The following is a 17,280-nucleotide window of genomic DNA, read 5'->3' as shown; positions in this document are numbered from 1 at the left end:
ACCTGGAGATTCCCCTCTCCCTCCGGGAGAGTGACTAATGTTTCACGGCCTTCACCAGCAGCACGTCTTCCGCACCGCTTGCGGCGAGGCGCTCGATTGTGACCTCGAAAAGCCCCGCCCCTTCCAGCCATGCTTTGAGCTCACCCTCTTCGAACCCAAGCCACTGATCGGCCAACTGCTCTCGGGCCCACTCCCGCTCGTGGCGAGCCAGATCTGCAAGCACCACGGTTCCCCGCGGCTGGAGCACACGCGCTATCTCCGCCAGCACCGCCTGCGGGTCGGGAGCGTGATGCAGCACCATGTTGGCTACAACGCACCCCACGCCACCATTGGCGATGGGAAGATGGGTCATCTCTCCGAGCCGGAGTTCGGCTCCCGGGACACCGTCCTGGACCAGGCGCCGCCGCGCCTCAACCAGCATGGCAGGTGAATGGTCGACACCAATCACCTGTTTTGCCTTGCGCGCCAGCTCAGCCATGAGAGTTCCGGTGCCTACCCCGATCTCAAGCAGCACAGCAACCTCGGGGATCAGCGCGAGCACCCCCGCCTGGTACTCCGGTACCGGCAGCAGGGTACGCGACAGCTCGTCCCACTGGGCAGCGTGCTGATCGAAGAACTCGAGGCTCCTTTTACGGCGGGCCTCCAGGGTCTGTGCCACGGCGGCGAGATCCCCGCGTCGCTCCGGAAGCTGCTCCAGCGCCCGTTCGAATTCCGGGCGTATCGCGGTGAAAAAGGGGTTCTGCTCCCCGGCGCGGTAGTAGCTCCAGGTCCCCTGACGCTTCACCGTGAGCACCCCCGCCTCGGCCAGGATCTTCAGGTGCCGCGAGATCCGCGATTGCCCCATCCCCAGGATCTGGGTCAGTTCCTGGACGGTGAGTTCCGATTTGAGCAGCACCGCCACCAACCGCAATCGACACGGATCGGCCAGCGCCTTGAAAAGTTCCAGCATAGCTATATCAACCTTGGCGTCTTTCTTAAATCAAGTTTTCTTGATATAGCATGACGCGCCGCGTCTGACAAGGCGAAACCCATATTATTTACCGCTCATTGGCCGTGCGCCCCCGCCGCAGGAGTTCCCCCTCTCATTGGCCGGGCACCTCCGCTGAAGGAGTTCCCCCCCTCGCCCACCGGGAGAGGGGTCGGGGGTGAGGGCGCCGCAGGACAAGGGTGCAGGAGATGCCATCGCCCTCACCCGCCCTTCGGGCACCCTCTCCCAGAGGGAGAGGGGATGGGACGCTCACCTCTCATTGGCCGGGCGCCTCCGCTGAAGGAGTTCCCCCCTCGCCCACGGGGAGAGGGGATGGGACGGTCACCTCTCATTGGCCGGGCGCCTCCGCTGAAGGAGTTCCCGCCCCCTCGCCCACCGGGAGAGGGGGCGGGGGTGAGGGCGCCGCAGGACAAGGATGCAGGAGATGCCATCGCCCTCACCCGCCCTTCGGGCACCCTCTCCCAGAGGGAGAGGGAATGGGACGCTCACCTCTCATTGGCCGGGCGCCTCCGCTGAAGGAGTTCCCCCCTCGCCCACCGGGAGAGGGGTCGGGGGTGAGGGCGCCGCAGGACAAGGGTGCAGGAGATGCCATCGCCCTCACCCGCCCTTCGGGCACCCTCTCCCAGAGGGAGAGGGGATGGGACGGTCACCGCTCATTGGCCGGGCGCCCCCGCCGAAGGAGTTCCCCCCTCTCCCAGAGGGAGAGGGTATGGAAACACTCCGCGAAACCAGGCAGCAGCGGGTGAGCGATTTCACCTCCCAATGGGTTTCATGCATCCTCAGATTTCCTCAGATTTTCTCTGTGGCAAAAGGTTTGGGTGGGAAACTAAAAATCCCCCTGCAGCGTGAGCCACAGGGGGATATTTGTCACTTGGAGTAGTTGTCTATCAGGCTGCCTGGTCCTCGGCGACTGCGCCTGCCTCGGCGAACAGTTCGTCGAAGATCTCCTGCACGGTTTCGATCCGGGTCGCTTTCCAGGCGTTGGTGCCGCAGAAGATGAGGCCGGAGTCGACCTCGCCGCGCTGGGCGCGGTCCAGCGACTTGACGATGCAGAAACGCTCGCCGCTCTCCTTGTAGGAGCACTTCTTGAGGCAGCCATACGAGCAGACCGAACCGCGGTCGCGGTCGTAGGAGACGATGCCTTCCTGGTTGGTGAGGATGGCACGGCCGGGAAGTCCGGCGGGGCTCATGATCAGGCCGATGTCCTCTTTCTTGCAGTCGAGGTAGGCCTGCTTGAAGGCATCCTCGGCGTCGCACTCCACGGTGGTTACGAAGCGGCTCGCCATCTGCACGCCGTCCGCACCTTCGGCGAGAGCATGCACGACGTCGGCGCGGTCCCAGATGCCGCCGGCCGCGATTATCGGGATATCCAGCCCGTACTCGCTCCGGAAGAACTCCTTCACGCCGCGCACGGTTTCGTACTGGTCGTACTCGCCGGTGCCGATATTTTCCATCTTCTCGCCCAGGTGCCCCCCAGCGGTGTCCGGGTCCTCGACCACGACTGCGTCAGGCAGACGGTTGTAAGCCTTGTCCCATTTCTTGGCGATGAGCTGCGCCGCACGCACGGAAGAGACGATCGGCACAAGCGCCACGTCCGGCGCGTGGGCGGTCAACCCCGGCAGGGTCATGGGGAGTCCGGCGCCGCAGACGAGCACCTTGGCTCCCGCTTCCACGGCGGCGACGACCAACTCCTCGAAATCGGTTAGCGCGACCATCACGTTCACCCCGATGATGCCGTCCGGTGCGATCTCGTAGGCTTTGCGGATCTCATCCTTCAGCGCCACAGAGTTGGTTTTCAGGTAGTTCTTGCCATCGAAAAATTCGCTGTTCAAGGTTATGCCGGGGGATGCCACCAGCCCGACTCCGCCGCACTTGGCAACGTGCCCAGCGAGAGATCCTGCCGAAATCCTGACGCCCATGCCGCCCTGGATCAGCGGGTAACGTGCCTCGTGTTTGCCAATGCGCAACGGTTTAAACATATACATCCTCCTGACTATCTGACTGGACCGTAAACACATTACCAGAGAAGCTCAAATTCTTTTGTAATAGTAGTGTAAAACAAAGGGGGCTTTCCCCCACAGATACCCCTTGCAAAAACCCGGCAGCGATGCTACCAGTGGGGCATGAAAATGAACCGGAAACTATCCAACCCGTTGATAGCACTGATAGGAATCCAGCTGATCTGGGTGGTCATGGTCATCTCCTGGATCTACTGGTTCATCGGCAGGAGCAAGGAGTTCCGCAACCTCGCTCTGCGCTACAAGCCGGAACTGCTGGCCCAGGGAATGGAGTGGATCGTCCTGGTTGAAGGTCTCCTGATGGCGATCGCCATCCTGGCGGGGGTCTACGTCATCTTTCTTTACTGGCGCCGGCAGGCCAAGCTCTACCTGCAGCAGCGCAGCTACATATCGCAGCTGACCCACGAACTCAAGTCGCCGCTCGCCTCCATACAGTTGCACCTGGAGACGGTGAAGATGAGGGATCTCCCCAAAGACAAGCTCGACGGCTTCATCGACACCATGCTCTCCGATACCGATCGTCTCAACGTCCTGACCAGCAACCTGCTCATGGCGACCAGGATCGAGTTCCGCCAGTTGGGCGACAAGGCGAAGAAAATCGACTTCTCCGAATTCGTCGCCGGCTACCTGCAGGGAAAAAGCGGCGAACTTCCCGAGGGAGGCAAGCTCACCCTGGAAGTGGAACCGGGGATCAACGCGACCATCGATGTGGAGGGGATGGAGATGGCGCTTCGAAACCTCTTCGAGAACGCGCTGCTCTACTCGCCGGTATCGCCCGAGATCAGGGTCACGCTCAAGCGCAGTGTAAGCGGCCGGCAGTGCCTGCTCGATTTCCAGGACAACGGCAAGGGGCTCACGAAAAACGAGCTGGAGAAGATCTTCGACATGTTCTACCGGGTGCGTACCCCCGGTGAGAACATAAGGGGCACAGGGCTCGGGCTCTACATCGTCCGGTCCGTGGTGAACGCCCACGGCGGCAAGATCTCCGTCGAGAGCCCGGGGCTTGGCAAAGGCTGCACCTTTCACATCACCCTGCCCCTCCAGGGCAGGCAGCAGCGAGGTTAGGAATGTCCGGCGAAAAACCGCACATACTGCTGGTCGAGGACGAGATGCACCTGGCGCGGGGTATCACCTTCAACCTGGAGCAGGAAGGGTACCTGGTGAGCCACGTCGAAAGCGGCGAGGAGGCGCTCGAGAAGGTCACCATGGAGAGGTTCGACCTGATCATCCTGGACGTGATGCTCCCGGGCATCGGCGGTTTCGAGGTCTGCCAGAAGATCCGCGTGGTGGATTCGCGGGTGCCGGTGCTGATGCTCACCGCCCGCTCCGCCGAGAGCGACCGTATCACGGGGCTCGCCGCCGGCGCCGATGATTACCTGGTCAAGCCCTTCAACCTTAAGGAGTTCCTGCTCAGGGTTTCGGGGATGCTGCGCCGCAGCGCCTGGTACCGGCCGGAACCGGTGGAGGAAGGGTATCGTTTCGGGGACAACGAGGTGTTCCTGCTCTCCTACCGGGCCAGGACCAGGCAGGGGGAGATCGATCTCACCGACCTGGAAGTGCGCATGTTGTCGCTGTTCTTTCATCGCGAGGGGGAGGCCATACCACGCGGCGAGATCCTGGAAAACGTCTGGGGCTACGCCACCGACGCTGAGACCAGGACGCTGGACAACTTCATCGTGCGGCTGCGGAAGTACTTTGAGCCCGAGCCCTCGCGCCCCGTTTTCTTCCAGACCGTGCGCGGGGTGGGGTACAGGTTCAGCAGGAAAAGCTAGCAACCGTTCTATGTTCTACGTTGAAGACCTGAACCTAAAGGCAGTTTTACGTCCACGTTGGACACTAACAGCAGCCTACGCAAAAAGGCCCTCCGGAATCCGGAAGGCCTTTTGTTTTTAACGTAGAACTTAGAACGTAGAACGTGTTCCTTAGAGTCCCGCCTTCTCCCTGATGATCGCAGCCTTGTCGGTACGCTCCCAGGTGAACTCGGGGAGCTCGCGGCCGAAGTGGCCGTACGCGGCGGTCTTCTTGTAGATCGGACGCAGCAGGTCGAGCTGCTCGATGATGGCGCGCGGACGGAGGTCGAACACCTCACGCACGATCTCGGAGATGCGCTTGGACGGGATCTTGCCGGTGCCGTTGCAGTCGACCATGACGGAGACCGGTTCTGCGACGCCGATGGCGTAGGCGACCTGAACTTCACAACGCTCGCAGACGCCGGAAGCAACCAGGTTCTTGGCCACGTAGCGCCCCATGTAGGCGGCGGAACGGTCCACCTTGGAGGGGTCTTTGCCCGAGAACGCGCCGCCGCCATGGGCGCCATGCCCGCCGTAGCTGTCGACGATGATCTTGCGGCCGGTGAGGCCGCAGTCGCCCATCGGCCCGCCGATGACGAAGCGCCCGGTCGGGTTGATCAGGAACTTGGTGTTGGCGTCCATCAGGTTGGCAGGGATGATCTTCTTCACGACTTCCTCGATGATCCCTTCCTTGATCATCTCGTAGGAGACCTCGGGGGAGTGCTGGGAGGAGATGACCACGGTGTCGACGTGGACCGGCTTGTCGTCGATGTATTGGATGGAAACCTGGGACTTGGAGTCAGGACGGAGGAAGTCCAGCACGCCGGTCTTCCTGACGTCGGCAAGCCTGGAAACCAGCTTGTGCGCCATGAGGATCGACATCGGCATCAGCTCAGGGGTCTCGTTGCAGGCGAAGCCGAACATGAGCCCCTGGTCGCCGGCACCCTGCTCCTTGAACATCCCCTCGCCTTCGGTGACGCCCTGGGCGATGTCGGGGGACTGCTTGTCGATGGAGGTGAGTACCGCGCAGGTCTCCCAGTCGAAGCCCATGGCGGAGTCGTTGTAGCCGATCTCTTTTATGGTCTCGCGAACGATCTTCGGGTAGTCGATGACGGCGTTGGTGGTGATTTCTCCGGCGATGACCGCCATACCGGTGGTCACCAGCGTCTCACAGGCGACGCGGGACTTGGGGTCCTGGGCCAGGATCGCATCGAGAATCGCGTCGGATACCTGATCGGCAACCTTGTCCGGATGCCCCTCAGAAACAGACTCGGAGGTAAAGATAAAGTCCTTCATTTCCATAAGGTAAAACCCCCTAACGAAGTGTATAGCAGGTAGCTGTAAAGCCTGCAGATTGTATAGTTGGCGAAAACCTTTGTCAATAATTAAATGCGACCAATATCAACGAGTTCCGTCCCGTCATAAGCCCGATACCAGAGCGGCTGACTCGTGATTAATTGATTCCAACAAAATCCCGGATACAATGATTTCCGTCGATACGCGCGGGCGATGATTCCCCCCCGCACGCTCTCACCTGAAGCGGATTCACCATGTTCTTCAAGGGGAGGAAACAATGAGAGTGCTTTGGCTCGTGATGCTCTGCCTGCTTCTGGCCGCATGCGGTGGGTCTGGTTCGAACGGTGCCGGGGACGATGGCAACGTGCTCACGCCGGAACCTGTAGCGGGTACCGCGCGGGTCACCATCACCACCATGGGGCCTGCCGGCGGTTCGGTTCTCAACGCCGCCCAATTCACCTTGCGCCTCCCGGCCGGGGTGTCGCTCCCGACCAGTACCGGCAGTAATCTCCTCCCTGACGGGGTGCTGGTCCCTGCCGTCAGCGGCAGTTACACAGGCGCGAGTTTCCTGCAGCCCGCCGGCGCCGGGTCCGGGGCGCTGCTGTTGGTGAACATCGCCAATCCCGGCGGAGTTACCGTCGGTCCGCTGGCGACCCTCACCTGCCAGGTCGCGGCGGGAGTTGTTCCCACGGCCGATGCCTTCACCCTGGAGAACTTTTCCGCCCGCGACGCTAACGGCGCCGTCATCCCGGGGATAACCGCCAGGGTCACCCTGCAAACGCAATGAGCGGCTGACGGATCCCCGTCAACCGCTCACCTGTCTCTTCCCCCGCGGGGGAGTGTCCACCCTTTCCTACTCAGCCAGCTTGATGGAGTTGATGAAGACCGGCTCCACCGGCACGTCCTGGTGTCCTCCCTTGTTGCCGGTTTTCACATCGCGAATGGCGTCGACGACGTCCATCCCTTCGATCACCTGCCCGAACACCGCATAGCCGAAACGGTCCGGGGTCTTGCCGGCGTGGTCGAGGAACGCGTTGTCGACGACGTTGATGAAGAACTGGGAGGTGGCGCTGTCGACCACGGAGGTACGGGCCATGGCGAGGGTGCCGCGCACGTTCTTCAGGCCGTTGGTCGCCTCGTTCTTGATGGCGAACTTGGTCTTCTTCGGCTGCATGTTCTCGTCGAGCCCGCCCCCCTGGACCATGAAGTTCTTGATGACGCGGTGGAAGATGGTGCCGTCGTAGTAGGCGTCCTTGACATAGGAGAGGAAGTTGCGCACGGAGATGGGAGCCTTGTCCTTGTAAAGCTCGATCTTAACGGTGCCCATCGAGGTCTCCATGACGACCACGGGATTTTTCTCTTCAGTCATTATAGTGCTCCTTTATATTGGGTTTGATGCACCTTTTAGGGTCGCAGCGGTCTTCAATATCACACAAAGGACTGCCTGGGAAGTTTTTACTGGTTGCAGCCTCGTTGCTACGGTATCATGTACAGTCAGCGATTGTACCAGAACCAGCATTGTGATGCAGCTATGGCATTAAAATATTCACAGGAGAGCACCAAATGAAAGTTTCAACCATTACCCTCTTGGCGGCACTGACACTCTCCGTTTTCACCACCGCGCTCCCAGCGGCAGCCGCATCGGACCTGCAGCAGATCGCCAAGGTCGGGGAGCCGGCTCCGAACTTCAAACTGGATGCCTGGGTCGGCGCCACCGCCGGCAAGGAGTTCAAGCAGATCTCCCTCGACGACTACCGCGGCAAGTGGGTGCTCCTCTTCTTCTACCCCATGGACTTCACCTTCGTCTGCCCCACCGAGATCAAGGGGTTCAACCAGGCGCTCCCCGAGTTCGAGAAGCTGAACACCGTCGTCCTCGGTGCCTCGACCGACAGCAAGTACTCCCACCTCGCCTGGGTGCAGCGCGGCGACCTGGGCAACCTGCAGCTCCCCCTGCTCTCCGACATCAAGAAGGAGGTAGCGCAGAAATACGGCTGCCTGGACGAGAAGGAAGGTGTCGCCCTGCGCGCCCTGTTCATCATCGACCCGGACGGGGTGCTCCAATACCAGGTGGTGCACAACCTCGACGTGGGGCGCAGCGTGGAGGAGACCCTGCGCGTCCTCGAGGCGCTGCAGACCGGCTCGCTCTGCCCGCTGGGGTGGAAGCCGGGCCAGAAGACCCTCGGCAAACCCTGATCGCATCTGCCATGCTCCCCCCCTCCCTTGACGGGCCTGCGCGCCGTAGCGCTTCGGTCCGCGAAGGCGGGAGGGGGCAGGGGTGGGTTAAGCTGCCATCGCCATCAAATGTGGCGCCTGGCCCCGCCCCTACCCCATCATCGCCTTCATCTTGGCGAAGAAATCCTCGGCGCTCTTTTCCGCCTCCTCCGGCGTCACTTCCTTGGCCACCCCGCTTTGCTGCACGTTCAGCACCGTGCCCGGTATCTCCTCCAGAAAGCGCGATGGAACCCGCTCCTCGAGTTTCCCGTACTTCTTCCGGTACAGCGTCCGCGTCATCACCAGCTGCTGCCGGGCCCGCGTGATGCCGACGTAGCAAAGGCGCCGCTCCTCGTCGATGCTGTCATCCTCGTAGATGGCCCGCTTGTGGGGCAGAATCTCATCCTCCATCCCGACCAGGAACACGAAGGGGAACTCGAGCCCCTTGCTGGAGTGCAGCGACATGAGCGTCACCGCGTCCTTGCCATGCTCCTTCTTGTCCTTGCCGGAGAAGCGGTCCTCGTCCATGAGCGACACCTTCTCGATGAAGCCCCCAAGCGTTGCCTGCGGCACCCGCTCCTCGTAGGCGGCCATGGAGTTGATGATCTGCTCCACGTTTTCCACCTTGCGGCGTGCGGCCTTCTGATCGTCGATGGTCCGGAAGATTTCCTCTTCTATCTTCAGTTTCTCGAAGAGGGTCTTCCCCTTTTCCGCCAGCCCGCCTTCCGCCCGGAAGGCCTCGGCGGCATCGAGAAGGGTCTGGTGGAAGGCGAGCACCTTGTCCCGGATCGCCTCCGAGATCCCCTCGATCTCCCCCACCCGGCTGAATGCCTCGAAAAGGGGGATCTCCTTTTCCAGCGACCACTGGTTGATGCGGATCACCGTGCTGTCGCCGATGCCGCGCCTGGGGAAGTTGACGATCCGCAAAAGCGCCACCTCGTCCAGGGGGTTGGCGATCACCTTCAGGTAGGAGAGCGAATCCTTGACCTCCTTGCGCTCGAAGAACTGGGTGCCGCCGACCAGGACGTAGGGGATGTCCTCGAAACGGAGCTGCTCCTCAAAGGCGCGGCTCTGCGCGTTGGTGCGGTACAGGATGGCGAAGTCGCTGTATGGGGTGTCCTTCTTGAAGCGCTCCAGCTGGATCCGCTCCACCACGCTCGTCGCCTCCTCCTCGTCGTCCTGCACGATGCAGAGGTCGATGAGCGGTCCCTGCCCCGAGGCGGTCCACAGCCTCTTCGCCTTTCTCACCTTGTTGTTGCCGATGACGCTGTTGGCGGCTTCCAGGATGTTGCCCGTCGAGCGGTAGTTCTGCTCCAGCTTGATGGTGCGGCACCCGTGGAAATCCTTCTCGAAGTCGAGGATGTTGCCGACGTCGGCGCCGCGCCAGCCGTAGATGGACTGGTCGTCGTCCCCCACCACGCAGAGGTTCTTGCAGCCGGCCGCCAGGAGGTTCACCAGGAGGTACTGGGACGAGTTGGTGTCCTGGTACTCGTCCACCATGATGTAGCCGAAGCGCTCCTGCCAGTGCTTGAGGACCGGCGGGTGGTGCTGCAACAGCTCCGCCGTCAGCATGATGATGTCGTCGAAATCGATGGCGTTGAACGCCTTCAGCGCGGACTGGTAGCGCGGGTAGACCAGCGCGGCCATCATGTCGATGTCGTCCAGTGGATTGGGGGCGAAGCGGTCGGGGGGGATCAGCTTGTTCTTGGCGCCGGAGATGCGCCAGATGATGCTCTCCGCGTCGTACTTCTTGCTGTCGGTGTTCACCTCGCGCACGATCTGGCGCACGAGCCCCACCTGGTCGGCGGTGGAATAGATGGAGAAGTTCTTCTTGTACCCCAGGCGCTCGATGTCCCTCTTGAGCACGCGGACACCCAGTGAGTGAAAGGTGGAAAGGACGATCCCCTTCGAGTCCTTGCGCCCCACCAGGTGCTCGACCCGCTCCTTCATCTCCTTGGCCGCCTTGTTGGTGAAGGTCACGGCGAGGATGCGGTCCGGCGGCACCTGCTTGTTCAGGATCAGGTGCGCGATACGGTAGGTGATCACCCCGGTCTTGCCGGACCCGGCGCCGGCCAGGACCAGCAGGGCCCCTTCCGTATGTTTCACGGCGGCGAGTTGTTCGGGGTTGAGACGGGACAGGTCGAGCATGAATTCCTCATAAAACGGACATTTGCGCCACAGCGGCAGGACGGCACCGGGGGTGCGGGCCAAAAAAGAGCCGTCCCCGGAAAGGTGCGGCCGGATATTGTTACCAGAAGCAAAAGGGCAATGCAAGGCGCTATATCCATGCCAGTTCCAAACTGCGCCCGGGTGTGCTATAAAGCACCGTTCAAGACAATCCGCCACGAGGTTCACCATGGACGCACAAGCCGCCGCCGGGCGCATCGCCTCGCTCTCCAAAGAGATCGAGCGCCACAACCGCCTTTACTACGAACAGGACATGCCGGAGATCACGGACGCGGAGTACGACGCGCTGTTTCGCGAACTGCAGGGGCTGGAAAGAGAGTTCCCGGAGCTCGCCCTCCCCGACTCTCCCACCGGCAGGGTCGGCGGACGCCCGCTGGCCAGGTTCACCCAGGTGCGCCACAGCATGCCGATGCTCTCCCTGGAGAACGCCTTCACCGGGCAGGACATGATCGACTTCGACGACCGCGTGAAGCGCTTTTTGGGCCTTGCCGCCGACACCGGGATCTCCTACGTCTGCGAGCCGAAGATGGACGGCGTGGCCGTGGAACTGGTGTACCGCGAGGGGCTTTTGGCGATCGGCTCCACCCGCGGCGACGGCGTCGTGGGCGAGGACGTGACCCAGAACCTGAAGACCATCAAGGACGTGCCGCTGCGCCTGGAAACGCACGAACCGCCGGAACTGCTCACGGTGCGCGGTGAGGTCTACCTCCCCCTGGCCCCTTTCCGCAAGTTCAACCGGGAACGCGAGGAGGCGGGCGAGCCCCCGTTCGCCAACCCCAGGAATGCGGCGGCGGGCTCCCTGCGCCAGCTCGACTCCCGGATCACCGCCAAGCGTCCCCTGAGCATCTTCTGCTACGCGCCGGGGGAACTGGGGGGCGTTGAGTTCACCTCCCAGAGCCACTTTCTGAAGACCATCCCCGAATGGCGGCTGCCGGTAAACCCGCTGACCCGCGTAGTGAACGGGATAAAGGAGATGCTCGCCTACTACCAGGAGATGATGGAGAAGCGCGACGACCTCCCCTACGAGATCGACGGCGTCGTGGTTAAGGTCGATTCCTTCCGGATGCAACGGGAGCTCGGGGAGAAAAGCCGCTCGCCGCGCTGGGCCATCGCCTGGAAATTTCCGCCGCGCCAGGCGACCACGGTCGTGGAGCAGATATTCCACTCGGTCGGGCGTACCGGGGTGATCACACCGGTGGCCTTCCTGAAGCCGGTGAACGTATCCGGGGTCATGGTGTCCCGCGCCACCCTGCACAACTGGGAGGAGCTGGAGAGAAAGGACATCCGCGAAGGGGACACCGTCGTGATCGAGCGAGCCGGCGACGTCATCCCCGCCGTGGTGCAGGTCATCCTGGACCAGCGCCCGGAAGGTGCGGTCAAGCCTCAGGTGCCGGAGAGCTGCCCGGTCTGCGGCGGCGAGGTGGTCCGCCTGCCGGACGAGGTGGCGGTACGCTGCGTGGCCCTTACCTGCCCGGCGCAGTTGTTGGAACGGGTGAAGCATTTCGCCTCGCGGCGCGCCATGGATATCGAGGGACTTGGGGACAAGTTCATCGACCAGCTGCTGGCCCTGAAGCTGATCAAGGACGTAGCGGACATCTACACGCTCAGGGAAGAGGACTTCATGCAGTTCGAGCGCATGGGGAAAAAGCTCGCCGAGAACCTCCTGAACGCGATCGAGGCGAGCAAGGAGCGCGACCTCTCGCGGCTCATCTTCGCGCTCGGCATCAGGCACGTCGGCGAGCACACCGCGAAGCTTTTGGCCGGCGCCTTCGGCAGCATCGAGAACCTGGCTAAAGCGAGCGAGGAGGAACTGACCAGCATCCGCGAAGTCGGGCCGCAGGTCGCGACCAGCATAGCCGATTTCTTCAAGAGCGAGGACAACCTGCAGGTGCTGGAGCGGCTCAAGGCCGCCGGGGTAAGTCCCAAGGTAGAGGAGAAGCGGGTTGGTGGCAGGTTCACCGGCAAGACCTTCGTCTTCACCGGCGCCCTGGAGAAGTTCACCAGGGACGAGGCCAAGAAGATGGTGGAGCAGGAAGGGGCCCATGCCGCCGGGAGTGTCTCCAAGAAGACCGACTACGTCGTGGCCGGCGCCGACGCTGGCAGCAAGCTCGAGAAGGCGCGTCAGTTGGGCGTGCGCGTGCTGACCGAAGAGGAGTTTTTGGAGTTGATGCGGTAGAAGCCGGCAGCAGAAGAGCAGGCGGCAGGCAAGCAGATGAGCAACGGGCGCGGCAATCAAGGTTGCCGCGCCCGTTTTTCGTCAGCGGTGTTCCTTGCGGTAGTTGTAGAGCCTTTCGGTGAAGCCGCCGTTTTGGACGAAGTCGCTCTCCAGGCGGTCCATTTGGCGTTTGAGCAGGTAGCTTGCCTGGTGGGACAGGCAGAGCATTATGTTGGCGCTCACCTCCGCAGTACTCACGCGCAGCGCCCGAAGGGCCGCTAACAGCGGCTCGTCAAAGACGTCGGACCGGTCTGACTTGTCTGACTTGTCTGACTTGTCTGACTTGTCTGACTTGTCTGACTTGTCTGACTTGTCTGACTTGTCTGACCTGTCGGCCCCATCCGACACTCCGACTGCCTTGGTCAGCTTCCCTGCAAGCCTTGCCCGCATGGCCCGCACCCTGGGTGACTCCTTGTCCCAAACCGGCAGGTTGTTTTGCCGCAGGAAGTCCTCGTAGTCCCTGATCAGTTCCCCAAGACTTGCCCGCGCCACCCCGGTCAGCTTCAGTTCGGTCTTCTTCGAGGTTCCTGAGGCCAAGGAACCTTCGGCGATGTTCTGTACGCCGCTGCGCGCAGCCTGCACCATCTGGTCATGGGTGCGCGAGCGTTTGTCAACAAAACGCTCGCAAAAGATGACGGTCCCGTCGTAGGCAGCCAGGGCAACTGCAAAACTCCGCAGTCTCCGGTACCCTCCGTGCGGCAGAATAAGGTCGTGCGAGCCGTTCATCGCAACCTCCCAAAACCGTCAGACTGTCACACGTTCACCCAAGTCCTACTTCGCCAGCTTGGCGGTCAGCGCCGGCACAAACTGCATCACGTCTGCAACCACCAAGACGTCGGCAACCTCACCGATGGGGGCATCCCTGTCCTTGTTGATGGCCACGATGAACCCCGATTTCTTCATCCCGGCCAGATGCTGAATCGCACCGCTGATGCCGCAGGCGATGTACAGCTTGGGACTCACGGTCTGACCGGTCACCCCCACCTGCGCCCCCGCCTCCATCCAACCGCTGTCCACGACAGGACGGCTCGCCCCTACCTCGCCGCCCAATACCTTGGCCAGCTCCGCGATCACCGGCAGGTTCTCCTTCTTGCCGACACCCCGCCCGGCGCTGACGATGATCTCCGCCCTGCTGAGATCGACCCCCTTGCGCGCCGCAGCCTCATACCCCAGGAACTCACCCCGCCCCTTACCGTCAACGTCCAGCGGCTGCTGCTGCGGCGTCCCCCCCGGCACCACCGCGGGGAAGGCTCCCCCCTGCAGGGTAAGAACCACCGGGCTTCCAACCGCCTGCACCACCTGCCGCATCTTCTGGCTGCAGCAGGGACGCTCGAACCCTCCCTCGGCCAGGGCGACCACCTCGGAAACCTGCGGCGCCTGGAGCAGGGCCGCCACCCGGGGCGCCAGATCCCACCCGTACGAGGTGTGCATGAAAACCACGTAGTCCGGCTTCTCCCGTTCCACCGCCGCCTGCACCAGCCGCTTGTGCAGGTCCGGGTTGTATTCCCCGTATTTCGAGGCGTCCGCCAGGTAGACGGTCCCCCCGTAACTGGGCAGCGCCCCTTCGCTGCCGATCAAGACCATGGCGGTCTCGGCTCCCAGTTGCGAGGCGAAACCGAACAGTTCATGGCTGTGCTCCAACAGTTTGCCATCGCGGCATTCGCCGACGAGTAATGCTTTCATGGTCGCCTCCCTAGCGCAACACCGCGGTCTTGTCCTTTAGTATCCCGATCAGCCGGTCGACCTGGTCCGCAACGTCTCCTTCCAGGACCACGCCCCCCCCCTTCTTGGCCGGGGCGCGAAACCGGGTCAAAACCAGCCTCGCCTCCTGCTTTAACAGCTGCTCAACCGGGATCACGTTCACCTCTTTCTTCTTCGCCTTCATGATGTTGGGAAGCGTCGGGTAGCGCGGCTGGTTCAGGCCGAGCTGGCAGGTCACCAGGGCCGGCGCCGTGAGCCGCACCATCCCTTTCACCCCCCCCTCGAGCTCGCGCTTCACGGTCACGGTCCCGTCGGCGTACTCGAAACCAACGACGGTCGTGGCGCAGGGGTATCCCAGCATCTCGGCGAGGGCCACTCCCACCTGGCTCGAACCGCGGTCCAGGGACTGCATACCGGTGAAGATGAGATCGAATCCCTCTCCCCTGGCATATGCCGCGATGATCGAGGCGATCTGGAAGGGGTCCTTCAGATGGGAAGCCGGATCCTGCACGTGCACCGCGCGGTCCGCCCCCATGGCCAGCCCCTTCTTTATCGCTTCCACGACGCGGTCAGGTCCCACCGAAAGCAGGGTTATCTCGGGTTCGCCCCCCAACTGCTCCTTGAGCAGGACCGCCTGCTCGATGGCGTACTCGTCATACTCGTTGACGCGAAAGGCGAGGTCGGTCTCCGCGTACCAGACGCCAGCGGCGTCGGGACGGAAACGCGATTCCATGTCGGGCACCTGCTTGACGCATACCAGGATCTTCATAATGAACCTCCTCCGGCGTGATTGTCAGCCGCGCAACGCCTGCGCCGTCCAACCACTAGCCGGGAATGATATCGCTTACTTAGAGAATATAGGAGGAACGGGAGGTGTCAAACTTTTTCATGAGCAGGTGAGGCGTCGTGGCAGGAGGCGGGGAGTTCCTGCCGGATTTTTCGGGGAGATTTCGGTGGGAAGCAAAGGGAGCTAAAGCCAGTAGGCGACCTCTTCCCGGCCGCCGCCCAGCGTCCTTTTGCTCTTTAGCCCCTGCTCCAGGTCGCACAGCAACTGGGCGAGCTGGCGAAAGAGCAGGTTCTTCTCGGAGATATCGTCGGTCTTGTCGAGTTTCGCTAGAAGTTTCAGATAGTTGGCGTAAGCCTCTTCAAAGGTGTCCATACCAGGTCCTCCCGAATGTGGCGCCTTGGAGCGCAAGCAGGAGGTAACCTTTACCTTCAAATTAAATTTTTTTCAAGTAATTTCTTAAAAAAAACTAACCATCACTGCGTCACGTGGGCATGGTCTCTACCCTGTTGCGCCCGTTCTGCTTGGCGCGGTAAAGCGCCTCGTCGGCCCGGCGGAACAACGAGTCGATGTTGTCGACCTGCGGGGAGGGATAGGTGGCGACCCCGGCGCTGACGGTGACCGTCAGGTCCTCGAGAGGAGGTGGGAATGAAAAATCGAGCACCGCCTGCCGCAGGCGTTCGGCGGCGACCACCCCACCGTTCAGCGAGGTGCCGGGGAAGACCAGGGCGAACTCCTCGCCGCCGTAGCGCGCGGCGCTGTCGTAGGCGCGCATCTGCTGCTGCACCAGACCGGCGACCGAGGAAAGGACGAGGTCGCCGTTTTGATGACCGTAGGTGTCGTTGACCTGCTTGAAGAAATCGATGTCGACCATGACCAGGGAAAGGCTCTCGCGATTGCGCCTGGCCCTGAAGAACTCGGCCTCGAGCACCTCCGCGAGGTAGCGCCGGTTGAAGAGCCCGGTGAGGTGGTCTATGTTGGTGAGCCGCTTGAGTTGCTCGTTGGCCGTTTTCAGCTCGTCCTGCAGGGACTTGATCTTGAGTTGAACCTTGACGCGCGCCACCAGTTCGCCGGCGTCAAAGGGCTTGGTGAGGTAGTCGCTGGCGCCCTGCTCGAGCCCCCTGATCTTGGAGTTGAAGTCCATCTTGCCGGTCAGCATGATGATGGGAAGCCCCTGCAGGTCGGGGCGCGAGGCGACCAGTTGCAGGAACTTGTAACCGTCCATGCGCGGCATCTCGACGTCACAGATCACCAGGTCGGCCTTGGACTCGATCAAGGTCTTGAACCCCTCCATCCCGTCCTTCGCTTCCCGGTACTCCTCGAAAAGCCCTACGTCCTGCAAAGTCCGTATTACCTGCTCCCGAATGGCAGCCGAATCATCGATCACGAGCGCGCAACTGGACATGAAGTCTCCCATCGGCATGGCTGGTACGGCGGCAGCGTCGTCGATGCCTTCCCTGCGGTCGCGGGCACCGCCGGAAAAACACAGCGAGCAGCCAACACCCCTGCGGCCTGTACCTTATGAGTTACGAAATGGCTTGATGAAAAAGTAGATTATCAGCAGGAACGGAAAGGAAGAAAATGCCGCCTCGAAGTTCCCTTTGAAAAGCTGCCAGGTACCGAAAGATATCACTGCGACTGTAAATAAAATGATCAATGCTGCAGCGGTTTTGTTCATAGCGGGATAGTAACTAAACTTTCAGGACGTTGTCCAGAGATTTTAGATCTACGGTGGCAGAAGCTGGTGCGAAAATGGGTAGTGATCAAGGCGTGTTCCAGTCCCAACAGAACTTCAGTTCATCCTCTGTGACAAATAGCTCGCAACAGGTCTTCTTGAAGGCGGCCAGATTGGCGGCGCTGTCGACTTCCTCCTGCACCGTCGTCTCGATCAGTGAATCCGGCAGATCGAGGTTCTTCTCGAACGCCCCTTCCACGAGGCCCGGGCGCCATCCCGCCTCCTTGAGCCGGATCTTGAACAGCCCGATGTGAATGCTGTTGTTGACGCCGTAATCGACCAGCAGGAGCACGTTCTTGCCCATGTCACACCTCCCTATGAGCCGGCTGCCGCGCCAGTGAGCCCGCGAACCGTT

At 61.8% G+C, this 17,280-nt stretch carries 16 protein-coding genes; 5 read left to right on the top strand and 11 right to left on the bottom strand.

The annotated features are described in order from the left end of the window. Positions 1–34: 34 nt before the first annotated feature. Entirely contained in the window at positions 35–949 is a 915-nt protein-coding gene (locus KP001_RS01145; protein WP_217287764.1) for an ArsR/SmtB family transcription factor, read from the bottom strand. A 926-nt stretch (positions 950–1,875) separates the two neighbouring features. Further along, positions 1,876–2,967 carry an NAD(P)H-dependent flavin oxidoreductase gene (locus KP001_RS01140; protein ID WP_217287763.1) on the bottom strand — a complete coding sequence of 364 codons (1,092 nt, stop codon included), beginning with the start codon at positions 2,965–2,967 and terminating at the stop codon, positions 1,876–1,878. A 144-nt stretch (positions 2,968–3,111) separates the two neighbouring features. Here KP001_RS01140 and KP001_RS01135 point away from each other — a divergent pair, with 144 nt between their 5' ends. After that, entirely contained in the window at positions 3,112–4,071 is a 960-nt protein-coding gene (locus tag KP001_RS01135; RefSeq protein WP_217287762.1) for a sensor histidine kinase, read from the top strand. A gap of 2 nt (positions 4,072–4,073) precedes the next feature. Then, on the top strand, positions 4,074–4,778 hold the full coding sequence (locus tag KP001_RS01130) for a response regulator transcription factor (RefSeq protein ID WP_217287761.1): 705 nt from the start codon (positions 4,074–4,076) through the stop codon (positions 4,776–4,778). Between the two features lie 150 nt (positions 4,779–4,928). Here KP001_RS01130 and metK read toward each other — a convergent pair whose 3' ends face one another. Then, positions 4,929–6,098: a methionine adenosyltransferase gene (gene metK, locus KP001_RS01125; protein ID WP_217287760.1), complete on the bottom strand. Its 1,170-nt coding sequence runs from the start codon at positions 6,096–6,098 to the stop codon at positions 4,929–4,931. A 271-nt stretch (positions 6,099–6,369) separates the two neighbouring features. Here metK and KP001_RS01120 point away from each other — a divergent pair, with 271 nt between their 5' ends. After that, positions 6,370–6,879 carry a hypothetical protein gene (locus KP001_RS01120; RefSeq protein ID WP_217287759.1) on the top strand — a complete coding sequence of 170 codons (510 nt, stop codon included), beginning with the start codon at positions 6,370–6,372 and terminating at the stop codon, positions 6,877–6,879. A gap of 66 nt (positions 6,880–6,945) precedes the next feature. Here KP001_RS01120 and KP001_RS01115 read toward each other — a convergent pair whose 3' ends face one another. Continuing rightward, positions 6,946–7,461, bottom strand: a complete 516-nt coding sequence (locus KP001_RS01115; RefSeq protein WP_217287758.1) for a peptidylprolyl isomerase — start codon at positions 7,459–7,461, stop codon at positions 6,946–6,948. A gap of 194 nt (positions 7,462–7,655) precedes the next feature. On the opposite strand from KP001_RS01115, the gene KP001_RS01110 reads away from it, so the two are divergent. Continuing rightward, complete coding sequence (locus KP001_RS01110; protein ID WP_224958254.1) at positions 7,656–8,285, top strand: peroxiredoxin; 630 nt, start codon at positions 7,656–7,658, stop codon at positions 8,283–8,285. A 129-nt stretch (positions 8,286–8,414) separates the two neighbouring features. Here the strand turns inward: KP001_RS01110 and KP001_RS01105 are convergent, their stop codons facing one another. Beyond that, complete coding sequence (locus tag KP001_RS01105) at positions 8,415–10,451, bottom strand: ATP-dependent helicase (RefSeq protein WP_217287757.1); 2,037 nt, start codon at positions 10,449–10,451, stop codon at positions 8,415–8,417. A gap of 208 nt (positions 10,452–10,659) precedes the next feature. Between KP001_RS01105 and ligA the strand changes: the two genes are divergently transcribed. Then, entirely contained in the window at positions 10,660–12,666 is a 2,007-nt protein-coding gene (ligA, locus tag KP001_RS01100) for an NAD-dependent DNA ligase LigA (protein WP_217287756.1), read from the top strand. 81 nt (positions 12,667–12,747) lie between these two features. Here the strand turns inward: ligA and KP001_RS01095 are convergent, their stop codons facing one another. From KP001_RS01095 to KP001_RS01070, 6 genes are all read right to left on the bottom strand, one after another. Further along, the gene (locus KP001_RS01095; RefSeq protein WP_217287755.1) at positions 12,748–13,431 is read right to left on the bottom strand and encodes a four helix bundle suffix domain-containing protein; all 684 of its coding nucleotides are present in this window, start codon (positions 13,429–13,431) and stop codon (positions 12,748–12,750) included. Positions 13,432–13,476: 45 nt separating this feature from the next. Then, positions 13,477–14,388 (bottom strand): electron transfer flavoprotein subunit alpha/FixB family protein, encoded by a 912-nt coding sequence (locus tag KP001_RS01090; protein ID WP_217287754.1) that lies wholly within the window; start codon positions 14,386–14,388, stop codon positions 13,477–13,479. A gap of 10 nt (positions 14,389–14,398) precedes the next feature. Then, positions 14,399–15,175, bottom strand: coding sequence for an electron transfer flavoprotein subunit beta/FixA family protein (locus KP001_RS01085; protein ID WP_217287753.1), 777 nt, complete (start codon positions 15,173–15,175; stop codon positions 14,399–14,401). A gap of 201 nt (positions 15,176–15,376) precedes the next feature. After that, positions 15,377–15,565, bottom strand: a complete 189-nt coding sequence (locus KP001_RS01080; protein WP_217287752.1) for a hypothetical protein — start codon at positions 15,563–15,565, stop codon at positions 15,377–15,379. Between the two features lie 109 nt (positions 15,566–15,674). Continuing rightward, positions 15,675–16,595 carry a diguanylate cyclase gene (locus KP001_RS01075; protein ID WP_217287751.1) on the bottom strand — a complete coding sequence of 307 codons (921 nt, stop codon included), beginning with the start codon at positions 16,593–16,595 and terminating at the stop codon, positions 15,675–15,677. 358 nt (positions 16,596–16,953) lie between these two features. Beyond that, positions 16,954–17,229 (bottom strand): hypothetical protein, encoded by a 276-nt coding sequence (locus KP001_RS01070; RefSeq protein WP_217287750.1) that lies wholly within the window; start codon positions 17,227–17,229, stop codon positions 16,954–16,956. Between the last annotated feature and the right edge of the window lie 51 nt (positions 17,230–17,280).

The sequence above is a fragment of the Geomonas subterranea genome (assembly GCF_019063845.1).
Taxonomy (GTDB): Bacteria; Desulfobacterota; Desulfuromonadia; order Geobacterales; family Geobacteraceae; genus Geomonas; species Geomonas subterranea.
Note: the sequence above shows the minus strand (reverse complement) of the source record. Positions and strands in the feature narration are given on the sequence as shown.

Coding starts and splice junctions, on each gene's coding strand:
- KP001_RS01145 (WP_217287764.1), bottom strand. CDS start 949: ATGCTGGAACTTTTCAAGGCGCTGGCCGATCCGTGTCGATTGCGGTTG.
- KP001_RS01140 (WP_217287763.1), bottom strand. CDS start 2,967: ATGTTTAAACCGTTGCGCATTGGCAAACACGAGGCACGTTACCCGCTG.
- KP001_RS01135 (WP_217287762.1), top strand. CDS start 3,112: ATGAAAATGAACCGGAAACTATCCAACCCGTTGATAGCACTGATAGGA.
- KP001_RS01130 (WP_217287761.1), top strand. CDS start 4,074: ATGTCCGGCGAAAAACCGCACATACTGCTGGTCGAGGACGAGATGCAC.
- metK (WP_217287760.1), bottom strand. CDS start 6,098: ATGGAAATGAAGGACTTTATCTTTACCTCCGAGTCTGTTTCTGAGGGG.
- KP001_RS01120 (WP_217287759.1), top strand. CDS start 6,370: ATGAGAGTGCTTTGGCTCGTGATGCTCTGCCTGCTTCTGGCCGCATGC.
- KP001_RS01115 (WP_217287758.1), bottom strand. CDS start 7,461: ATGACTGAAGAGAAAAATCCCGTGGTCGTCATGGAGACCTCGATGGGC.
- KP001_RS01110 (WP_224958254.1), top strand. CDS start 7,656: ATGAAAGTTTCAACCATTACCCTCTTGGCGGCACTGACACTCTCCGTT.
- KP001_RS01105 (WP_217287757.1), bottom strand. CDS start 10,451: ATGCTCGACCTGTCCCGTCTCAACCCCGAACAACTCGCCGCCGTGAAA.
- ligA (WP_217287756.1), top strand. CDS start 10,660: ATGGACGCACAAGCCGCCGCCGGGCGCATCGCCTCGCTCTCCAAAGAG.
- KP001_RS01095 (WP_217287755.1), bottom strand. CDS start 13,431: ATGAACGGCTCGCACGACCTTATTCTGCCGCACGGAGGGTACCGGAGA.
- KP001_RS01090 (WP_217287754.1), bottom strand. CDS start 14,388: ATGAAAGCATTACTCGTCGGCGAATGCCGCGATGGCAAACTGTTGGAG.
- KP001_RS01085 (WP_217287753.1), bottom strand. CDS start 15,175: ATGAAGATCCTGGTATGCGTCAAGCAGGTGCCCGACATGGAATCGCGT.
- KP001_RS01080 (WP_217287752.1), bottom strand. CDS start 15,565: ATGGACACCTTTGAAGAGGCTTACGCCAACTATCTGAAACTTCTAGCG.
- KP001_RS01075 (WP_217287751.1), bottom strand. CDS start 16,595: ATGTCCAGTTGCGCGCTCGTGATCGATGATTCGGCTGCCATTCGGGAG.
- KP001_RS01070 (WP_217287750.1), bottom strand. CDS start 17,229: ATGGGCAAGAACGTGCTCCTGCTGGTCGATTACGGCGTCAACAACAGC.